Source organism: Phyllobacterium sp. YR620, from assembly GCF_900104165.1.
Classification (GTDB): Bacteria; Pseudomonadota; Alphaproteobacteria; order Rhizobiales; family Rhizobiaceae; genus Phyllobacterium; species Phyllobacterium pellucidum.
On sequence record NZ_FNJP01000005.1, the window covers coordinates 216,529 to 236,900 of the forward strand.

A 20,372-nucleotide genomic window follows, 5' to 3' on the forward strand; every position below is an offset into this window, starting at 1 on the left:
CTGTTCTCCGCCGCAATTTCTCTTAGACTTATGACTATAGAGAATCCGTGGAGACCTGATTTGCGATTTCGCCCCCTCGTTGCCAGCCTTGCCCTTTTCGCCACTTTCACCGTCGCTTCCCATCAGAGTGTCCAGGCTGCGGAAACCGAATGGAGAAAGGCTGTGAGTATCCTCGGCGAACCGAAATATGGCGACGATTTCAAGCACTACGACTACGTCAATCCCGATGCCCCGAAAGGCGGCACGCTCAACCAGACCGCCTACGGATCGTTTGACAGTCTCAACCCCTTTGTCGTGCAGGGAACGCCAGCAGCGGGGCTGCCTGCTACCGTCGGCGGCGGCTTGCTTTACGATACGCTGCTCAGCCAATCCCTCGATCAGCCAGCGACAAATTACGGGCTCATCGCCGAGGCTATCGCCTATCCGGATGACTATTCCTCGGTAAAATTTCGGCTGAACCCGGCAGCAAGGTGGCATGACGGCCAGCCGATCACCGTGGACGATGTCATCTGGTCCTTCGACACGCTGAAGGCCCAAAGCCCGTCGTACAATAAGTATTATCACGATGTGACCAAAGCGGAGAAAACCGGCGACCACGAGGTGACGTTCACCTTTTCGAGCGGCGGCAACCGCGAACTGCCAAGCATCATGGGCGATTTCCCCATTCTGCCCAAGCATTGGTGGGAGGGTAACGACGCGAGCGGTAAGAAGCGCGATATAAGCAAGCCAACGACAGAAATTCCGCTTGGCTCATCCGCTTACAAGATCGAGAGCGCCTCACCCGGCAATACCATCGTCTGGAGCCGCGTGGCGGACTATTGGGGCAAGGACTTGCCGGTGAATGTCGGCCGCAACAATTTCGATCGTATTCGCTACGAGTATTTCCGCGACCAGGATGCCGCGTGGGAAGGCTTCAAGAAGGGAGGCTTCGAGGACTACCGTTCGGAGGCCAGTATAGGCAAATGGATGCGCGGCTATGATTTTCCGGCCTTCCGGCGCGGCGAAGTGGTCAAGGCCGTGTTTCCGTTACGTTCATTTGGGCGAATGCAGGGATTCCTGCTGAACACCCGGCGCGACAAGTTCAAGGATCCACGCGTCCGTGAGGCTCTGACCTGGGCCTATGATTTCGAGAGCATGAGCAAGAACCTGTTCTTCGGGCAATACAAGCGCATAAACAGCTATTTCTCCGGGTCGGAACTCGCGTCGAGCGGGCTGCCGATGGGCAAGGAGCTTGAAATCCTCGAAACAGTGAAGGGCGACGTGCCGGACGAAGTTTTCACCAAGGAGTTCAAGCTGCCCGTATACGCTACGCCCCAGTCGCAGCGGGACAATCTGCGCCAGGCGGTCACGCTCCTGCGCGACGCGGGTTACAAGCAGAAGAACGGCAAGCTCGTCAATGCCAAGACCGGCGAACCATTCACCATCGAATTCCTGGCAAATGATCCTTCGGCCGACCGCACGTTCGGCCCATACTTGGGCAGCCTGCGTAAGCTGGGCATAGACGCCGAGTTACGTGTTGTCGATGCTGCACAATATACTGCTCGGCTAAATGATTTCGATTTCGACATGATCACGCCAAACGTTCTTGCCCAAAGCCTGTCGCCGGGCAACGAGCAACGCGATTTCTGGGGTTCGGGCGCTGCCGACACACCGGGCAGCCGCAACTATATGGGCATCAAGAATCCGGCCGTCGACAAGCTGATCGACCGGATCATCTTTGCCAAGGACCGGGATGAACTCGTCGCCGCCACCCACGCACTCGACCGGGTACTGTTGTGGAACTACTACGCCGTCCCGCAATGGTATGACGATCGCATCAAGATCGCTTACTGGAACAAATTCGGCATGCCGGCAAAACAGCCGGACTATGCAGGTATCGACCCGTTCTCATGGTGGATCGACACGGCCAAGGAGCAGGCGTTGAAAGCGCGCGCCGAATGACGCAGCTCAACCGGCGCGATCTTCTGAAGATTTCGAGTGCAACACTTCTGACCGCTTTTTCGCCACGCATCGCGCTCGCCGAGATTGCCACCGACGTGCCGCTGCACGGTCTATCGGCATTTGGCGAGTTGAAATACCCGAAGGATTTCAAAAACTTCGACTATGCCAACCCGGATGCGCCGAAGGGCGGGACCTTCGCCTTTTCTCCGGCGAACTGGCTCTATAATCAGTCGCCACAGACCTTCAACACGCTCAATACCTATTCGGCCAAGGGTGATGCGCCGCCGCGCATGGAAATCTGCTACGACACGCTGATGGAGGAAGCCCTCGACGAGCCAGACTCGATCTACGGCCTCGTCGCGGAGAGCGTCACTGTCACGGCCGATCGCAACACATTCACCTTCAAACTGCGCCCCGCGGCGCGTTTCCACGATGGGTCGCCCCTAACGGCCCACGACGTCGTCTTCAGTTTCCAGTCGATCAAGGAGAAAGGGCATCCGGAGCTTCTGCTGTTGCTGACCGAGATGAAGGAGATCGTCGCCGAGGACGACCAGACGCTGCGCATCGCCTTTACCGGCAAACATTCCGACCGCGCGATACTCGATATCGCCAGCAACATGCCGATTCTTTCAAAGGCGTGGTTTGCTGGCCGCGCGTTCGATGCATCGACGCTCGAGACCCCGCTCGGCTCCGGCCCTTATCGTGTCGGCCGGATGGCACCGGGCAAGGGCATCGAATACCAGCGTGTCGATGAATACTGGGCGAAGGACCTTCCGGTACGGCGCGGACTGAACCACTTCGATACGATCAAGATCGAGTTCTACCGCGACCGCCAGCCCGAGTTCGAAGCCTTCAAGAAGGGTGACATATTCTGGCGCATGGAGCACACGGCAAAGACTTGGGTCACCGAGTATAATTTCCCGGCCATCCAGCAGAAGCGTGTGATCCAACGCGAGTTTCCCGACGAGAAACGCCCGCATTTGCAAGCATGGGCGGTAAACCAGCGGCGGGAGCGCTTTCGCGATCCGAAGGTGCGTGAGGCCATTGCGCTGTGCTTCGACTTCGCGTGGACCCGGAAGAACCTGTTCTATGGCATGTACGAGCAGTCGCAGTCGCTGTTCGAGATGTCGGACTTTCGTTCGAACGGCATGCCCTCCCCGCAGGAACTTGCCATAATGGAGCCACTGCGCGATCGCCTGCCGGAGGGCGTTTTCGGCGAAGCGGTGATCCAATCGACGACCGATGGCTCAGGGCGCGACCGCAAGAATTTACGCCGCGCTGTCGAGCTTCTACAGGAAGCAGGGTTCAAACGTGAGAACAACCGATTTGTCGACGGTGCCGGCAAATCGCTCGACCTCGAAATACTGATCCAGGCGGAGGTATTTACCCGCTCTTATTCGCCTTTCATCAACAATCTCCAGGCAATCGGCGTCAATGCCTCCCTGCGTCTTGTCGATCCGGCTCAATACCAGCTTCGAGTTCAGGATTTCGATTTCGACATTATCGGTGTGGCCGTCATGCTGAACGCGACCCCGACGTCGGAATCGCTCACATCGATGTTCGGCTCGCGGTCGGCCTCGGCGCCGGGTTCCTATAACCTTCCCGGAATCGCCGATCCCGTTATCGACGCACTGATCGAGAAGGTTGGCGAAGCGCGTTCCCGCGACGATTTGGTCACAGTCATGCGTGTTCTCGATCGACTCTTGCGTATAAGACGCGACTGGATTCCAAATTGGTACTCAGCGAATCACCTCGTCGCCTATTGGGACATGTTCGGCTTCAAGGAGCCCAAGCCCGATTACGGCTTTCCGGTTGAGTCGCTGTGGTGGTTCGATGAAGCAAAGGCAAAGGCTATTGGCAAGGCTTGAAGATCAAGGAAACGTCCTGCGCGTTTCGTCTATCGATTTAATCTTTGGCGGAGTCGTTGCCTGATGGGAGCCTATATTCTCCGCCGTCTCCTGCTGATGGTTCCCACACTTTTCGGCGTCCTGCTTGTCTGCTTCGTGATCGTGCAATTCGTCCCTGGCGGCCCGGTCGAGCGCATCATCGGCCAGCTTACCGGTCAGGGAGGCAATGCAATGGACCGCATCGGCGGCGGCGGCGCTGACCTTGGCCAGTCTCAGGAACAGCTTGGGCTCGGCGAAGGCAATTCGAAATACCGTGGCGCCCAAGGCCTCGACCCTGCTTTCATCGCCAGCCTCGAGAAGCAGTTCGGACTCGACAGGCCGCCGCTTGAGCGGTTCGGTCTGCTGGTATGGAATTATGTGCGCTTCGATTTCGGCAAGAGCTATTTCCGCGATATCAGCGTCGTGAATTTGATCAAGGAGAAGCTGCCGGTATCGATTTCGCTCGGATTGTGGATGACCCTGCTCTCCTACATGATCTCGATACCGCTCGGCATACGAAAAGCCATCAAGGACGGCTCGTCATTCGACATATGGACCAGCGGCATCATCATCGTCGGCTACGCTATACCAGGCTTCCTCTTCGGCATCGCGCTGATCGTATTCTTTGCCGGCGGGTCCTTCTTTGACTGGTTTCCAATTCGCGGGCTGACATCGAACGATTTTGAACAGCTGTCGCTGGGCGGAAAAATCATCGACTACGCATGGCACCTCGCTCTGCCGCTGACGGCCATGCTGCTTTCCGCCTTTGCGACGACGACGCTTCTGACCAAGAACTCGTTCCTCGACGAAATCCGCAAACAATATGTGACGACGGCGCGCGCCAAGGGCCTCAGTGAACGCCGTATTCTTTACGGCCATGTCTTCCGCAACGCGATGCTCATTGTCATTTCCGGATTTCCGAGCGCCTTCATCTCGATCTTCTTTACCGGCCAGCTCCTGATCGAGGCGATCTTTTCGCTCGATGGACTTGGCCTTCTCGGCTACGAATCGATTATCAACCGCGATTATCCCGTGGTGATCGCGACCGTCTATATCTTCGCCCTTGTCGGCGTCGTCGTCAGCCTGCTTTCAGATCTTCTCTATACATGGATCGATCCGCGTATCGACTTTGAGCGGAGGGATGTCTGATGACCGATATTATCGGCACGACCCCAGCCCTCCCCGTCAAACGACCGCGACTTTCGCCGCTGAATGCCCGGCGCTGGCAGAACTTCAAGGCGAACCGGCGCGGCTGGTGGGCCCTCTGGATCTTCCTGTTCCTGTTCGTTGCTTCGCTCCTTGCCGAGTTTATAGCCAACGACAAGCCGATCATTGTTTCCTACAAGGGCGAGATCCTGTTTCCAGTCCTCGTCGATTATCCGGAAGAGAAATTCGGCGGCTTTTATGCCGTGACCGACTACCGCGATCCGGTGATCCAGGAGGAGATCAACCGCAATGGCTGGTCGATCTGGCCACCGGTCCGCTATTCCTATCGGACGGTCAATAATGAACTGCCCGATACGGCGCCATCGAAGCCGTTCTGGCTGTTTACGCCGGAGGAGCGCTGCGCCCGCTATCCGCAAGGCGTGGACGATCCAAACTGTGTTTTCGGCAACATGAATATTCTCGGCACGGACGATCAGGCGCGCGACGTCTTTGCCAGGGCGCTCTACGGGTTCCGCATCTCGGTGCTGTTCGGCCTGATCCTGACGGCAGCGTCTGCCGTGATCGGTGTCACCGCCGGCGCACTGCAGGGCTATTTCGGCGGCTGGCTCGACCTCACCGCGCAGCGTTTCATCGAGATATGGTCTTCGGTGCCGACGCTTTACCTGCTTCTGATCATGGCTTCGATCCTGCCGCCGGGCTTCTGGATCCTGTTGTGTATCATGCTGCTGTTCTCGTGGGTGAGCTTTGTCGGCATCGTTCGCGCCGAGTTTCTGCGCGCCCGCAATTTCGAATATGTCAACGCTGCCCGGGCGCTTGGCGTGCGCAACCGGACCATCATGTTCCGCCACCTTTTGCCGAACGCCATGGTGACGACGCTGACCTTCCTGCCGTTCATTCTCAACGGATCGATCACGACATTGACTTCGCTCGACTTCCTCGGCTTCGGCCTGCCCCCTGGATCGCCCTCGCTCGGCGAATTGCTCGCACAGGGCAAGAACAATCTGCAGGCGCCCTGGCTCGGGCTTACCGGCTTCATCGTGATTTCACTGATGCTGTCCTTGCTCATCTTCGTCGGCGAAGCCACGCGCGATGCCTTTGACCCGCGCAAGGCGTTCAAATGACGGCCCCGCTTCTTTCAGTTCGCGATCTTTCCGTCGCCTTCTCGCAGGGCGGCAAGGAGACGCTTGCCGTGGATCGCATATCCTTCGATATCGGCGAGGGCGAGACCGTGGCGCTTGTCGGCGAATCCGGTTCCGGCAAATCGGTCACGGCCCTGTCGGTCCTGAAGCTTCTGCCCTATCCGCCGGCGTCGCACCCGTCAGGACAAATTCTGTTCGGCGGCAAGGATCTTCTTGCAAGCAGCGAGAACGAGCTGCGCCGGACGCGCGGCAATGATATCACCATGATCTTTCAGGAGCCGATGACGTCGCTCAATCCGCTCCACACGATCGAGGACCAGATCAGCGAAATCCTCAAGCTGCACCAGGGCATGGCTGACAAGGCGGCGCGTCAACGCACGCTTGCGCTGCTGGAGGAAGTCGGCATTCGCGACCCGGAAAAGCGCATGAACGCCTATCCGCACCAATTGTCCGGCGGGCAGCGCCAGCGGGTGATGATCGCCATGGCGCTTGCCAACAAGCCGAAGCTCCTGATCGCCGACGAGCCGACCACCGCCCTCGACGTCACCGTGCAGGCGCAGATTTTGAAGCTTCTTGCCGATCTCAAGGCAGCGCAGGGCATGTCGATGCTGTTCATCACCCACGACCTCGGCATCGTGCGCAAGATTGCGGATCGCGTCTGCGTCATGACCGGCGGGAAGATCGTCGAAACCGGGCCGACGCGGGAGATATTCGAAAACCCGCAGCACCCCTATACGCGCCACCTTCTCGCCGCCGAACCGAAGGGCATCCCGCCGGCGGCAAATGCTGCGGCGGCGCCGGTCATGCGCGGCGAAAATATCAAGGTCTGGTTCCCGATCAAGCAGGGCTTCCTGCGCAAGACGGTCGATCACGTAAAGGCGGTCGACGGCATCGACGTAACGATCCGCGCCGGCCAGACGCTTGGCGTTGTCGGCGAATCCGGGTCGGGCAAGACCACGCTCGGCCTGGCACTGTCGCGCATGATATCGTCGGAAGGGGTCATCCGCTTCGGCGAGACGGACATCAACAAATATTCATTCCGCGAGATGCGGCCGCTGCGCCGCGAATTGCAGATCGTTTTTCAGGATCCCTATGGGTCGTTGTCGCCGCGCATGTCGGTGGCCGATATCATTGCAGAGGGTCTTGAAGTGCACGAACCAAAGCTCTCCGCCGATGAGCGCGACGCGCGGGTCGTCGCCGCCCTCAAGGAGGTCAACCTCGACCCGGAGAACCGCTTCCGCTATCCGCACGAGTTTTCCGGGGGCCAGCGCCAGCGTATCGCCCTCGCACGCGCCATGGTGCTCAATCCCCGTTTCGTCATGCTGGACGAGCCAACATCGGCGCTCGACATGAGCGTTCAGGCGCAGGTAGTCGACCTTTTGCGCACATTGCAGCAGAAGCACAATCTGGCTTATCTTTTCATCAGCCACGATCTCAAGGTGGTGAAGGCGCTTGCCAATGAGGTGCTGGTGATGCGCAATGGCAAGGCAGTGGAATATGGGCCGTCGGAGGAGATTTTTGCGCGGCCCAAGACCGATTATACGAGAGCCCTGATGGCGGCGGCCTTCAGGATAGAAACTGCCGAACAGGGAGCGGTGAGTGAATGACTGGCAATGCAACCGATACGATCCTTTTGGCCGTGACGGGATGGGACCCGGACGTTTGGGTGTCCGAATTTGCCAAGGCCGCGCCGAAACGCAAACTGGTTCTCAACTCGACGGACAAGGATAAGATCCGCTACGCGCTTGTCTGGAAACAGCGCCAGGGCTCGTTGGCCGGCTTGCCTAACCTCGATGTTATTTTCTCGCTCGGCGCCGGCGTCGATCACATCTTCCATGACCAGCAGATACCGGACGTGCCGATCGTAAGAATCGTCTCGCCGGACCTGACTATGCGCATGAGCGAATATGTGGTGTGGCAGGTGCTCGACCATCACCGGCTCGGGATGCGCTATCGCCAGCAGCAGGGCCAGCGCGTCTGGCACGAGGATCGGCGCCAGCCTGCGGCGCACGAGGTGAATGTCGGCATTCTCGGGCTCGGCGTGCTTGGCCGCGATGCGGCGCAGAAGCTGCGCGCGCTCGGCTTCCGCGTCAGCGGATGGAGCCGCCGCCTGCAGACCATGGAAGGTATTACGACCTATTACGGCAAGGATGGCCTCAAGGACTTCCTCAAGGATGTCGATATCGTCGTCTGCCTCCTGCCGCTGACGCCCGACACCAAGAGCATTCTTTCAATGAGCATGTTCGCGCAGATGAAGCAGCACGGGCCGCTAGGCGCCCCGACGCTGATCAATGCCGGACGCGGCGGGCTGCAGAACGAGCCCGATATTCTCGCGGCGCTCGACCGCGGCATGCTGTCGGCGGTGACGCTCGATGTGTTCAACCGCGAGCCCCTGCCGAAGGACAGCCCGCTGTGGACGCATCCGCAGGTAACGATCACTCCGCACGCGGCGGCAAGCTCGAGCCCGCAGGCGCTGGTCCCAGAGATCGTCGCCCAGATCGAATCCTTCGAACGCGGCGAACCGTTGAAAAATATCGTCGACCGCGCGGCCCAATACTAGAGTACCCGTGTTGCTCTAGGCAGCTTCGAGCTTGACCACCCGGACCAATTCACTAGGGTGCAACCGTTAGTGTTCTCAGGGCGGGGCGAGATTCCCCACCGGCGGTAATCACCTTGCATCACCCGATGTCTGGTGCGAGCCCGCGAGCGCCTCCCGGTCATCCGGGAGGGTCAGCAGATTTCGGTGCAATTCCGAAGCCGACGGTATAGTCCGGATGAAAGAGAACAATCGAAAGTGAAGGCTGGCTCCGTGTCAGCCTTGCGCCTTTTTGGTTGTGCCCTGATTCACGTCCACTCGAAGGAGAAAGACATGGATCAGTTCCAGAATAACGTTCCCCAAGACCCAGCCCCGCGTATCGCCTTTGTGCAGGCGCGATGGCATGCAAACATTGTCGACCAGTGCCGCCTCGGCTTCGAGGAAGAACTGCGCCGGCAAGGTGTGACACCAGCCCGCTTCGATGTCTTCGACGTGCCCGGCTCTTTTGACATCCCGCTCCTCGCCAAAAAACTTGCTGAAAGCGGCCGTTACGACGCCATCGTAAGTACCGGGCTCGTCGTCGATGGCGGCATCTACCGGCACGATTTCGTCGCCGGCTCTGTCGTCGACGCGCTTTTGACGGCGCAGATGCAAACGGGCGTGCCGATGCTGTCTGCCGTTCTGACGCCGCACCACTTCCAGGAGACCGAGCAGCATATCGATTTCTTTACGCGGCATTTCCTCGTGAAGGGTCAGGAGGCGGCGCGGGCCTGCCTCCAGATCATCCGCACCTTGCGGCAGGTGAGCGAACTCACCGCCGCCTGATTGCGCGAACGGGATGTGCCCGCTGCGCAGGTGGCGGGCACATCACGTGAGGCGACGAACGGCGGTCGGCTTGCCGTAAAGATAAGCGATGCGTTCGATCGCGTCGCGCAATGGCTCAAGCGTTACGGTCATCGTATGTCCGCTGGCGTGGAGCAACGTCGAGTGACTTGCCATCATTGCAGCGTGGCCTTTCCAGAAGACGAAATCGCCGCGCCTGAGATTGTGGTAGTCCGGGTCCGGTTCGATCGCCTCGCCGATCGAGGCTGCCTGCATGTCCGAATCCCGCAGGACGCCCTGCCCGGTCATGAGCAATGCCAGCTGAACGAGGCCCGAGCAATCGATGCCGAAGCCTGAAACGCCACCCCAGAGATAGGGCGTGTGCATCAGCGTCTCGGCGACGGCCACGTGGTCTTCCGCAACCTCGTCGATCGGCACCAGATGCTTTGCGATGATCGCCTCACCGCTCGGCAGCATGGCATACAACGTGCCCCGCCGTTCCTCACCGCCCGTAATCGTAACAAGCGAACCCATCGACAGGGCTTTGGTGCGCGGGAATTTCAGATCGGATCCGGGATAGACGAAAGTGCGGGGGGCAATGACGATATGCGTGGGATCGCCGGTTCGCCGGTCGAGGCTAGTATCGACCACATAGCCCACATAGCCGTCGCGCTCATTCTGTATCCAGCACCAGCCATTGTCGTCGTCGAAAACGAGGACGTCGTCGCCATAGAGGAATTGCGTGGTGATCGGGGCATCGCCGCGCGGCTCGGATCTCACATCGACCACCGGGTCCGCAATGCGCATGGGCTTGCCGGGAACGAAGCGTTCCGCCTGCACCAGCCCACGCAGGCTTTCATCGGCTCGGTCGGGCCGATATGCATTCAGTCGTTTGTCCAGCGACACTGTTGGATCTGTCAAAGCGGTAATCCTCTTGCCTTGGCAATCACGAGATCGCCAAGCTTTTCAACATAAAGCGCACCTTTTACCGTTCTCTTGACGAGAACGTTGCGCTTGTCCTTTTCATCGCGATGCCGGTCAACCAGACCATAGCCGCCCATCGTATCGAGCGCGCGGGTTATGACCGGCTTGGTAACGCCGAGTTTCGCCGCCATGCCGCGTATCGTGTGCGGCGGCGGCTCGAGATAGACCGTCAGCAAGACGGCCATCTGCCGCAACGTAAGGTCATGCGCATCATCGCGCACCTCCGAGATCGCGATTTCCTTCCACAGCGTCAATGCCTGGATAGGCTTCAGTTCGATGAACATGGACGGTATCCGAGATCATTTCGGTTCCGTTCCATTCTACCCCCTTGGCCGACCCAGGCAAGCCGTTCATTTGCTGGGATAACGATGCTTCAGAAGATGGTAAAGGGCGCGTATCGCCTGGGCCTCGCCTCCTACCGGGGAATGCGGCTTCTCGACGGGATTCCAGCCGTAAATATCAAAATGCGCCCACACCTTGGCCTTGCCGACGAATTTCTGCAGGAAGAGGGCCGCGGTAATCGATCCGGCAAAGCCGTCGGTGGTGACATTGTTGGTGTCCGCCACGCGGGAGGACAGTTTGCTTTCGTAGGGCTGCCACAACGGCATGCGCCAGACAGGATCGGCAACGGTGTCTGCGGCCCGGGCGACCTCGGCGGCGAACGTTTCATCATTGGTGTAGAACGGCGGAAGGTCCGGTCCGAGCGCGACGCGGGCTGCGCCGGTCAGGGTTGCCATGTCGATCAGGATTTCCGGTTCCTCGTCATCCGCAAGCGCCAGCGCATCAGCGAGCACGAGGCGTCCTTCCGCATCGGTGTTGCCGATCTCGACAGTCAAACCCTTGCGGCTTGCAAGGATATCGCTTGGTCGGAATGCATTGGCCGAGATCGAATTCTCGACAGCCGGGATCAGGACGCGCAGCCGCACCGGCAACTTCGCATCCATGATGAGGCTCGCAAGCGCCAGGACATTGGCCGCTCCACCCATGTCCTTCTTCATCAAAAGCATGCTGCTCGACGGCTTGATATCGAGCCCGCCTGTATCGAAGCAAACGCCCTTGCCCACAAGTGTCACACGCGGCGCATCCTTCTTGCCCCATTCGACGTCAATCAGGCGGGGTTCCTCGCTCCCCGCACGGCCAACGGCATGGATCATGGGAAAGTTCTGCTTGAGAAGTGCGTCGCCCTTGATGACGTTCACTGAGGCCTTGTAGTTATCGGCAACCTTGCGGACTGCCTGTTCCAGCGCCTCGGGGCCCATATCGTTCGTCGGCGTGTTGATCAGGTCGCGAGCCAGGGTGACGGCATTGGCAAGACGCCTCACATCGACCTTGTCGGCCCCTGCAGGCGAGGCAAGCGTCACATCCAGCTCGTCCTTCTTGCCATATTTTGTGAATTTGTATCCGCCGAGCAGAAAGCCGAGCGCGGCAAGGTTGGGCTCACCCACGACATTGGCGAGATGCCAGCTGCCCTTGGGCAGCCCCGTTGCAAGCTTGCCGGCAACGAGACGTGCATCGTCTTTGCCGGTACCGAGCAACGCTCCGGCAACTTCACCCTTGTCGTTGGGAATGATTAACAGGCGCGCGGACTGACCATCAAAACCGTTTGCCTTGGCCCAGTTCAGCGCACGGTCGTCTAGTCCCGCGTCGTTCAGTCCGCCGCTTCGCACCAGCCAGACGGGTTTGCTGCCATCGGGCATTTTGCCTTTGATTTCAATCGGCATCGGCGAATTTCTCCTTGGTCATTCTTGTGCTGCACCGCGCGTCGTTAACGGTCCGTTAGGGTTAACAGAATATTTCTAGTCCTGGGATTGGGTTAACACAGCTGATTTGCGTGGGTACGGGGCAAACTATGGTAATCGCAGGCATTATTCAACGTAATCGCCGCATGCTTTTCTCTGTGGCGATAGCGGGGCTCGTGGCGGGCATATCGGGCTGCACGACGACCGACAAGACGACGACAGGTTCCATTTCACCCGCTGTAGCGGCGACGGCAACGAGCGCGAGCGGCGATTTCGACCAGATGAACGAACAGCAGTTGATGCAGGCATCGACCAGCCTCGGTTCGCGCTATCAGGCTAATCCAAAGGACAAGGTCACGGCGATGAAGTTTGCCGCGGTCCTCAGGATGACCAATCGCAGCGATCAGGCCCTTGCCGTCATGCGCAGCCTCGCCATCGCCTACCCGCAGGATCGGGACGTGCTCGCCGCATACGGCAAGGCGCTGGCAAGCGCCGGCGAGTTCGAAGCGGCGCTTGATGCGTTGCGACGGGCGCAGACGCCGGAATATCCGGACTGGAAGCTCTTGTCGGCGCAAGGCGCTATCCTCGACCAGTTGGGCAAGGAAAGCGAAGCCCGCGACCTGTACCGGCAGGCGCTGCAGATCAATCCCAACGAAGCCTCGATCCTTTCCAATCTCGGCATGTCCTACGTCCTCTCGGGCGATCTCGCCAGTGCCGAAAACTACATGCGCCAGGCGGTAAAGGCACCGGGGTCCGACAGCCGCGTCCGCCAGAACCTTGCGCTCGTGGTCGGACTTCAGGGTCGCTTCGACGAGGCCGAGACCATCGCCAACCAAGAGCTCTCGCCGCAGCAGGCGCAGGCCAATGTGAAATATTTGCGCACCATGCTGGCCCAGCAGAATTCCTGGACCATGCTGAAAGACAAGGATAAGGCAAAGCCGAAAGGCTGAGTGCCACCAGGCCAACCAATAAAAAAAGCCGCCCCGAACCGGGCGGCTTTTTCGTTGATGGAAACGCTTCGATTTACTTCGGTGTTGCGTCGCCAAAGATGCCGCCTTGGGCGGAAATCTGGATGAAGGCCGGCCCCAAGATCACGGCGAATAGCACCGGCAGCAGGAAGACGATCATCGGTACGGTGAGCTTCGGCGGCAGGGCCGCCGCCTTTTTTTCGGCTTCCATCAGGCGGGCGTCGCGGCTTTCATCGGAAAGGACGCGCAGCGCACCGCCGATCGAAGTACCGTAGCGTTCCGATTGGGTCAGCGCCTGGACGACAGATTTGACCGGCTCGAGCCCGGTGCGGTTGGCGAGGTTCTCATAGGCCTGCCGGCGCTCGGGCAGGAACGACAGTTCGGCATTTGTCAGTACCAGTTCTTCGGCAAGTTCTGCGGATTGCGCGCCGATTTCCTCGGAAACCTTCTTGAACGCTGCCTCGATCGACATGCCGGATTCGACGCAGATCAACATCAGGTCGAGCGCATCCGGCCACGCAAGCTTGATCGACTGCTGCCGCTTGGATCCGACGTTCTTGACGTAGAGATTGGGCAAGTAGAACCCGACATAGGCACCGGCGAAGCAGGCGGCCATCCGTATCATGGTCGACTGTGCGGCAAGGCCGTCCATGCCGAAGATCCACAATGTGGTCAGGCCGAGCGTCACAAAGGGCAGGCCAAAGCGGGCCGCAAGAAAGATATTGAGGGCGTTCTGCCCGCGAAAGCCGGCAATACGCAGAGAGTTGACGGTATTCTCGTCGGCAAGAGCGCGCTGGAGATCAAGCCGCTCGACCAGTTGCCTGACACCCTGCCGCTCGGTCACGCGCAATGAACTCGCTCCATTCTTGCGCCGCGTCTCCGCATCCGCAGCCATGCGGGCCCGTTCGCGCGACCTGATCTGGTCGCGTTCCAGGGCAACCGACTTCATCCGCGTCTTCAGGCTGGTGCCGGAGAACATCGGCATCAGAAAAGTCATGAGCGTTGCAAATATCGATATGCCAACGAGCACCGCAAAGATGAAGGCGGGGTTGTGCATGGCTTTGGCGATGGTGGTGATCATTGATGGGCCTCGACTTTTCCGCTCAGAACTTAAAGTTGATCATTTTTTTCATGACCAGGATCCCGAGTGACATCCAGACGGCTGCGCAGCCCATGATGACGTGACCAGTGTCGGTCGTGAACAGAACCATGATGTAACCGGGGCTCGACAGGTAGACGAGCAAAGCAACCGCGAAGGGCAGTGAACCGATGATATAGGCAGAGGCCTTGGCCTCCATGGACAGCGCCTGAACCTTGGCCGCCATCTTCTTGCGATCGCGGAGCACACGGGAAAGATTGCCGAGCGCTTCCGAAAGGTTGCCACCGGCCTGCGACTGAATCTGGATCACGATCCCGAAAAAGCTTGCTTCCGGACAAGGCATGTATTCGGCCATTCGCATCGCGGATTCCGGGATGCTCACCCCGACCTGCTGCGCATCGACCATGCGCCGAAACTCGGCCTTGACCGGCTCTTGCGCCTCTTGGGCAATGAGCCGAATACCGTCATTGAGCGGCAGGCCGGATCGAAGCGCTCGCACGATGACGTCGATCGCGTTCGGAAACTCCTTGAGGAACGCCTTTATCCGGCGGCCGCGGCGATAGTAAACGAACCAGCGTGGCAGGCCGAATATGCCGGCAAGCAGCAAGCCTGGGGCAAGATAGAGCGGCGAGCCGAGGAAAAGCCCGACGAAAGTGACGACAACGCCAACCACTGCGGAGTAGATATAAAAGCGCTGAACAGTCACCCTCATCCCGGCCTGCATGAGCAGCATCTTCAAGGGCGGCGACTTGGCGTTCTTGTCACGCTGTTTCTGACGCTTCTCGATATCCTTGAGCGTATCCTGAACGGATCTCCGGCGCTTCTGCGCCTCTGCCAGCTTGTCGCGAACCACAAACTTGCCCATGCTTTCGCTGGCAGAGAGTTTCACGGAATTCAGCCGTTCCTCGGTGCGCTTCTGCGAGGCGATTGAATCGAAGAAGAAGACATAGGCAAGTGCAGCGAAGGTAAGCGCTACCAGGGCAACGAAGACGATCTGCGGAAGGCTAAGCCCAAACATGGTGGAATTCTCCCGGCGTCGTCATCCCTGCATGATTTCCATGGAATCAAGCGCCTGGGCGAGGCGGCGATCTTCGTTGAAATAGCGGGCACGCTCCCAGAAATGCGGCCGCGCAATACCCGTCGAAACATGCTTGCCGATGAGCCGGCCATTCGCATCCTCGCCGGTGATCTGGTAGACGACGAGGTCCTGCGTGATGATGACGTCGCCTTCCATGCCGATGACTTCGGTCACATGGGTGATGCGCCGCGAACCGTCCCGCAGACGCGCCGCCTGGATGATGACATCGACCGAGCCGACGATGATTTCGCGCACTGTCCTTTGCGGCAGCGAAAAGCCGCCCATGGCGATCATGGATTCGATACGGCTCAGGCACTCGCGCGGGCTGTTGGAGTGGATCGTTCCCATCGATCCATCGTGACCGGTGTTCATCGCGGAAAGCAGATCGAATACCTCCGGTCCGCGCACCTCGCCGACGATGATCCGCTCCGGGCGCATGCGCAGGCAGTTCTTGACGAGATCGCGCATCGTGACCTCGCCCTCGCCCTCAAGATTGGGTGGCCGTGTTTCGAGACGCACCACGTGCGGCTGCTGCAGTTGCAGTTCGGCCGAGTCCTCGCAGGTGATGACGCGCTCGTCCTTGTCGATATAATTCGTCAGGCAATTGAGGAGCGTCGTCTTGCCCGAGCCGGTACCGCCGGAAATGACGAGATTGCAACGAACGCGGCCAATGATCTGCAGCAGTTCGGCACCGGCCGGTGAGATCGCACCGAAGCGCACGAGTTGATCGAGCGTCAGCTTGTCCTTTTTGAACTTACGAATGGTGAGGACCGGCCCGTCGATTGCGAGCGGCGGCGCAATCACGTTGACGCGCGAGCCATCCGGCAGGCGCGCGTCGCATATGGGGCTTGATTCATCGACGCGGCGGCCGACCTGGCTCACAATGCGCTGGCAGATATTGAGAAGCTGCTGATTGTCGCGGAATCTTACACCTGATTCCTGCACCTTGCCCTGCACTTCGATATAGGTCTTGCGCGCGCCATTGACCATGATGTCGGCGATGTCGTCGCGTGCGAGCAATGGTTCGAGCGGTCCATAGCCGAGTACGTCGTTGCAGATATCGTCGAGCAGTTCCTCCTGCTCGGAGATCGACATGGCAAAGTTCTTGATCGCGATGATGTCGTTAACGATATCGCGAATTTCCTCGCGTGCGACATCGGGATCGAGCTTCGACAATTGCGCAAGATCGATCGTGTCGATCAGCGCCGTGAAGACTTGCGATTTCGTATCGTAATAGGCCTCGTTCTTCTCGCGGAGCACGACGATCGGCTTCGCGGCTTCAGTCGGTTGGCGTTTCGGCTCCAATATATCGCGCGGCAACCGGGACGCCTCTGCCGCAATATTGCCGAGCGGCAGCGCCGCTTCCATCGCCGGGGCACGAAACTCCTGGACCTGTTGATTTCCTCCGCCGCGCTTGCCGAACATGATGCCTCTTCGATCTCGCTATTTCTTGCGCGTCAGCTTGGAGAAGACGGCTTTCAGTCCCGGCTTCTTTCTGGCTTTGTGCGTCATGCGGCCCGTCAAGATATGGGCCATTTCGTTGATGGTCTGAACAATGGGATTTGCCGCGTCCGTCTCAGCGAGCATCCGTCCATTGTTGGCGGCACTGCCGAAAAGTGCCGGTTCAAAAGGAAGGGTCGCCATCGCCGGGATGCCGAGCGGACCACAGAATTCGAGCGGCGCAATTTCGGGACGCTTCGGCACGCCGACCTGATTGAGAATGAGCCGCGGCGGCGCATCATTGGGGCGAAGCTGCTTCAGCGTGTCGAGGAGGTTTTTGGTGTTGCGCAGATTGGCAAGTTCCGGCGAGGCAACGATCACGACCTCGTCGGCACGGGCGAGCGTCGTGCGCGTCCAGCCATTCCATGAGTGCGGCACATCGAGGATGACATGCGGGACCGAACGCTGCGCGACATCGATCAGATGTGCAAAGGAGTCATCGCGGAAGTCAAAGACGCGATCGAGCGTCGATGGTGCCGCGAGCAGCGAGAGATTTTCAGCGCATTGCGCAAGCAGCCTGTCGAGATAGACGTCGTCGATGCGTTCCGGCGAAAACACGGCTTCGGCAATGCCCTGTGCCGGGTCCTGGTCGAAATTGATGTTCGCGGTGCCATAGGGCAGGTCCATGTCAGCGATGACGACCTCGCTCTTGAACAGCGAGGAAATCGACCACGCGATATTGTGCGCGAGCGTCGAGGCGCCGACGCCTCCCTTTGCACCGATGAAGGCTATCGCACTGCCGAGCGGCTTTGCCTCCGGATCGACGAAAAGCGTGCCGATGACGCCGATGATGTCGGCCAGCTCGATCGGCGCGATCATATATTCGGAAATGCCGTTCCTGATCAGCTCGCGGTAGAGGGCGACGTCGTTGAAATGACCGATGATGACGACCTTGGTGCTGGGGTCGCACACTTCCGACAGGGCGGAAAGGCTTTGCAGCATGTCCCGCGGCGCTGCCGAGGTTTCGAGAAGGATCAGATTGGGCGTCGGCACCGTCTGGAACATTTCAACGGCAGTCGCGACACCTCCCATATGAATCTGGGCATGGGTCTTGGCCATGCGCCGGTCTTCATTGGCCTTGGCGATCTGGCGTGCGACCGCATCGGTCTCGCAAAAAGCTTCGATCGATATGCGCGGGACCGGACGATAGGCGTGCAGGCCCGCTGACCGCTCTGTGCCTCCGCCTGCCGGGTCTTCTATGTCAAAGGCTAGACTCATCTTCAGATTCCGCGTTTCAGGGAGTTGGTCACCACGAGTAATCGACTTCTGCTGCGCTGGGCGTATGCGGCCTGTCGGACGGAACCCCGCGATAGTCCTCGATCACGATGTTGCGGCGCTCCGCATCGATCGGCGAAGATGCCCGTGGTCCAAGAAGGTCGGCAGGGTTTGCGATCTGGGCGGCGAGATTATTCTGGCTGGCGCAGCCAAAATTCGCGTAGTGGCGATTATCGGCCGTCTCGAGCAAATCCTTCGGCCATTGACCGCAGGGATGCGTGGACGCCGTCATTGCCGAATAGGAAAGCCTGATCGGCGCCGAATCTGAAGAGCCTGCGCTGTAGCGCTCACTGTTTATGTTGAACGGCTTGACCCCGCCCTTGCGCAGAACTGCTGCGATATCGTCGCGCAGGCCAGCCGCAGCGCGTTCGTTGGGCGAGCCCGCCGGCAACAGGATGTGAACCATGCCGGAACCGTTGGCCCGATAATTGGCGATGACCTGTTCGACGATGCTTCGCTGTGTAATCGATAGTTTGCGATCAGCATGACCGACCGGAATATCGGCGACCTGCTCCTTCTCCGAGATGATTATCGGATGGTTGGTGCGATAGTCGTCCGGAATGCTCCCCGTCATCTCGCGTGGTGCGCAACCTGCAAGCAGGGTTACGGCGAGCAATGCAAGGACGGGCTTTATACGACGAATGGTGGTTGTGTCTGACATGTCCGCGTCCCTGCTTACTTGTAAATGTAACCGATGGTGCCTTCGTATCGACCTTCAGGCAGGCTGGCTTCCTTCGTGCCGTAGACACGATTGACCTTGCCGAGGAAGATGCCGGCGGCATCGCTGGCTGGATTGAGATTGTCGTCAGGCCTTGCAAGCGCTGTGCGGGCGACCGGACGCACCAGATAGGGCGTGATGATGATCACGAGTTCGCTCTCGTTGCGAATGAAGTCACGGCTGCGGAACAAGGTCCCGAGGACCGGAATCTTGGAAATTCCAGGCAGTCCCGAGATCGCGGCGCGGTTGTCGTCGCGCATCAGCCCGGCGATCATCATCGAGCCGCCCGACGGCAGTTCCACGGTGGTGTCGGCGAGACGTTTGCGCAATGAAATGATGTTGGTGGCGAGGTTCTGGGCCTGGTTCTTGTTCGTCGTTCCGTTGTAGGTCGGATTGACGCCAGCACCGAGCGGGATCGATTGTTCAAGTGTCGGTTCGGAAACCGAGGTCCGTACCTTCAAGCTGATGCGTCCGGGTGAGAGGACGACGGGCAGGAACTCGAGGCCGATGCCGTATTCGATCTTGGTAAGCTGATACTGGGCGCCCTGCGCATTCGAAGTCTGGCCGGTGATCATGTTGTATTCGCCGCCGACCTTGAACGTCGCCTGTTCGCCCGAGATGGCGGTCAAGGACGGTTCTGCGAGCGTCTTCATGACCCCCGCCACTTCCATGGCATTCAGGTAGGAATCGATCGTTGCGCTGCCGATCGATATCGGCACGGTGACGCCTGACGTTGTCAGGCTTTTGCCGGCCAGCGACGCGATGTTGGTCGAGCTGAAGAATATTCCGTCCGACTTGGTCTTGCCGACGAGATTGACACCAAGCTGCTTCATTACCGTGCGACTGACTTCTGCCACCGTTACCTTCAAGGTAACCTGGTCGTCACCGGCAATTTGAATGAGATTGACGATCTTGCTTTTCTGGCGCGCCTCGTCCGGGTCGCTGATGGCAACGTCCGACCCGCCGCCGCCATTGGTGCCGCCCTGGCCGGAGGCCGTGATCGCATATTGTCCCGTCGTTGCTTCACCGCCGGAAACGAGAAGGTTGGCGAGATCGCTCGCCCGCTTGGCGTCGAGCGGCGTTTGAACCGTTCCGGTGAGGATGACGTTGTCGTTCATCAACTCGACCTTGATGTCGGAGTCGGGAATATATTTCCGCAGGCTTTCCTCGAGCCCCGCCACGTCGCGTTCGATAACGAGATCGAAGCTTGCAAGCTGCTCGCCATTCGGCCCAAAGACGAAGATGTTGGTCTGCCCGACCATCTTGCCGAAAAGATAAATCCGCCGCGCCGTGCGGGTGACGGCATCGGCAACGGAAGGATTGGCAACGAGAATGTCGTAGGCATCCGCCGGCAGATCGATGACGAGCGACTTGCTCAGTCCAAGGTTGATCCGCTTGCCAGCGGTCTGGCTCTGGTTGAGCCTTACGACAGCGTCTTCCGCAGCCGCCGTATTCTGCAATGGCAGAACGGCTATGCTGCAGCCGAGCAGCACGCGGGCCGCCTTCATCAGCGGCGACAT

17 protein-coding genes and 1 riboswitch are annotated in these 20,372 nt (G+C 59.3%); of the genes, 8 read left to right on the forward strand and 9 right to left on the reverse strand.

The genetic code is table 11. The features are described from left to right. Positions 1-60: 60 nt before the first annotated feature. From BLR72_RS17240 to BLR72_RS17270, 7 genes are all read left to right on the forward strand, one after another. Complete coding sequence (locus tag BLR72_RS17240) at positions 61-1,941, forward strand: extracellular solute-binding protein (RefSeq protein WP_244506738.1); 1,881 nt, start codon at positions 61-63, stop codon at positions 1,939-1,941. Beyond that, the gene (locus BLR72_RS17245; protein ID WP_091950577.1) at positions 1,938-3,809 is read left to right on the forward strand and encodes an extracellular solute-binding protein; all 1,872 of its coding nucleotides are present in this window, start codon (positions 1,938-1,940) and stop codon (positions 3,807-3,809) included. Before BLR72_RS17240 ends, BLR72_RS17245 begins: the two co-directional genes overlap by 4 nt. A gap of 63 nt (positions 3,810-3,872) precedes the next feature. Then, positions 3,873-4,976, forward strand: coding sequence for a microcin C ABC transporter permease YejB (locus BLR72_RS17250; RefSeq protein WP_091919882.1), 1,104 nt, complete (start codon positions 3,873-3,875; stop codon positions 4,974-4,976). Next, on the forward strand, positions 4,976-6,115 hold the full coding sequence (locus tag BLR72_RS17255) for an ABC transporter permease (RefSeq protein WP_091919884.1): 1,140 nt from the start codon (positions 4,976-4,978) through the stop codon (positions 6,113-6,115). Before BLR72_RS17250 ends, BLR72_RS17255 begins: the two co-directional genes overlap by 1 nt. Next, positions 6,112-7,740, forward strand: a complete 1,629-nt coding sequence (locus BLR72_RS17260; RefSeq protein ID WP_091950579.1) for an ABC transporter ATP-binding protein — start codon at positions 6,112-6,114, stop codon at positions 7,738-7,740. Before BLR72_RS17255 ends, BLR72_RS17260 begins: the two co-directional genes overlap by 4 nt. Then, positions 7,737-8,693 carry a 2-hydroxyacid dehydrogenase gene (locus BLR72_RS17265; RefSeq protein WP_027230417.1) on the forward strand — a complete coding sequence of 319 codons (957 nt, stop codon included), beginning with the start codon at positions 7,737-7,739 and terminating at the stop codon, positions 8,691-8,693. The genes BLR72_RS17260 and BLR72_RS17265 overlap by 4 nt, the downstream gene beginning before the upstream one ends. A gap of 67 nt (positions 8,694-8,760) precedes the next feature. Then, positions 8,761-8,923, forward strand: a riboswitch (FMN riboswitch). A 79-nt stretch (positions 8,924-9,002) separates the two neighbouring features. Continuing rightward, entirely contained in the window at positions 9,003-9,494 is a 492-nt protein-coding gene (locus BLR72_RS17270; protein WP_091950581.1) for a 6,7-dimethyl-8-ribityllumazine synthase, read from the forward strand. 42 nt (positions 9,495-9,536) lie between these two features. On the opposite strand, the gene BLR72_RS17275 is transcribed toward BLR72_RS17270, so the two are convergent. The 3 genes from BLR72_RS17275 to BLR72_RS17285 all read right to left on the reverse strand — a co-directional run bounded on the left by BLR72_RS17275 (position 9,537) and on the right by BLR72_RS17285 (position 12,196). Next, positions 9,537-10,412: a C40 family peptidase gene (locus BLR72_RS17275; protein ID WP_175492389.1), complete on the reverse strand. Its 876-nt coding sequence runs from the start codon at positions 10,410-10,412 to the stop codon at positions 9,537-9,539. Then, on the reverse strand, positions 10,409-10,759 hold the full coding sequence (locus BLR72_RS17280; protein WP_027230420.1) for a MarR family transcriptional regulator: 351 nt from the start codon (positions 10,757-10,759) through the stop codon (positions 10,409-10,411). The genes BLR72_RS17275 and BLR72_RS17280 overlap by 4 nt, the downstream gene beginning before the upstream one ends. Before the next feature lie 66 nt (positions 10,760-10,825). Then, a complete protein-coding gene (locus tag BLR72_RS17285; RefSeq protein ID WP_091950584.1) occupies positions 10,826-12,196 on the reverse strand; it encodes a leucyl aminopeptidase family protein in 1,371 nt (456 codons plus the stop codon). 164 nt (positions 12,197-12,360) lie between these two features. Here BLR72_RS17285 and BLR72_RS17290 point away from each other — a divergent pair, with 164 nt between their 5' ends. Beyond that, a complete protein-coding gene (locus BLR72_RS17290) occupies positions 12,361-13,164 on the forward strand; it encodes a tetratricopeptide repeat protein (RefSeq protein ID WP_244506739.1) in 804 nt (267 codons plus the stop codon). 73 nt (positions 13,165-13,237) lie between these two features. On the opposite strand, the gene BLR72_RS17295 is transcribed toward BLR72_RS17290, so the two are convergent. From BLR72_RS17295 to BLR72_RS17320, 6 genes are read right to left on the reverse strand one after another with little or no spacing between them, the layout of a single operon-like run. Then, positions 13,238-14,263 carry a type II secretion system F family protein gene (locus BLR72_RS17295; protein ID WP_027230424.1) on the reverse strand — a complete coding sequence of 342 codons (1,026 nt, stop codon included), beginning with the start codon at positions 14,261-14,263 and terminating at the stop codon, positions 13,238-13,240. 22 nt (positions 14,264-14,285) lie between these two features. Continuing rightward, the gene (locus BLR72_RS17300) at positions 14,286-15,299 is read right to left on the reverse strand and encodes a type II secretion system F family protein (protein WP_091950586.1); all 1,014 of its coding nucleotides are present in this window, start codon (positions 15,297-15,299) and stop codon (positions 14,286-14,288) included. A gap of 21 nt (positions 15,300-15,320) precedes the next feature. Then, positions 15,321-16,784, reverse strand: coding sequence for a CpaF family protein (locus BLR72_RS17305; protein WP_091950588.1), 1,464 nt, complete (start codon positions 16,782-16,784; stop codon positions 15,321-15,323). Positions 16,785-16,802: 18 nt separating this feature from the next. Beyond that, entirely contained in the window at positions 16,803-18,077 is a 1,275-nt protein-coding gene (locus tag BLR72_RS17310; protein ID WP_091950589.1) for an AAA family ATPase, read from the reverse strand. A 28-nt stretch (positions 18,078-18,105) separates the two neighbouring features. Then, positions 18,106-18,795 (reverse strand): CpaD family pilus assembly protein, encoded by a 690-nt coding sequence (locus BLR72_RS17315; protein ID WP_091919896.1) that lies wholly within the window; start codon positions 18,793-18,795, stop codon positions 18,106-18,108. Positions 18,796-18,809: 14 nt separating this feature from the next. Next, the gene (locus tag BLR72_RS17320) at positions 18,810-20,360 is read right to left on the reverse strand and encodes a type II and III secretion system protein family protein (protein ID WP_091950833.1); all 1,551 of its coding nucleotides are present in this window, start codon (positions 20,358-20,360) and stop codon (positions 18,810-18,812) included. Positions 20,361-20,372: the final 12 nt, after the last annotated feature.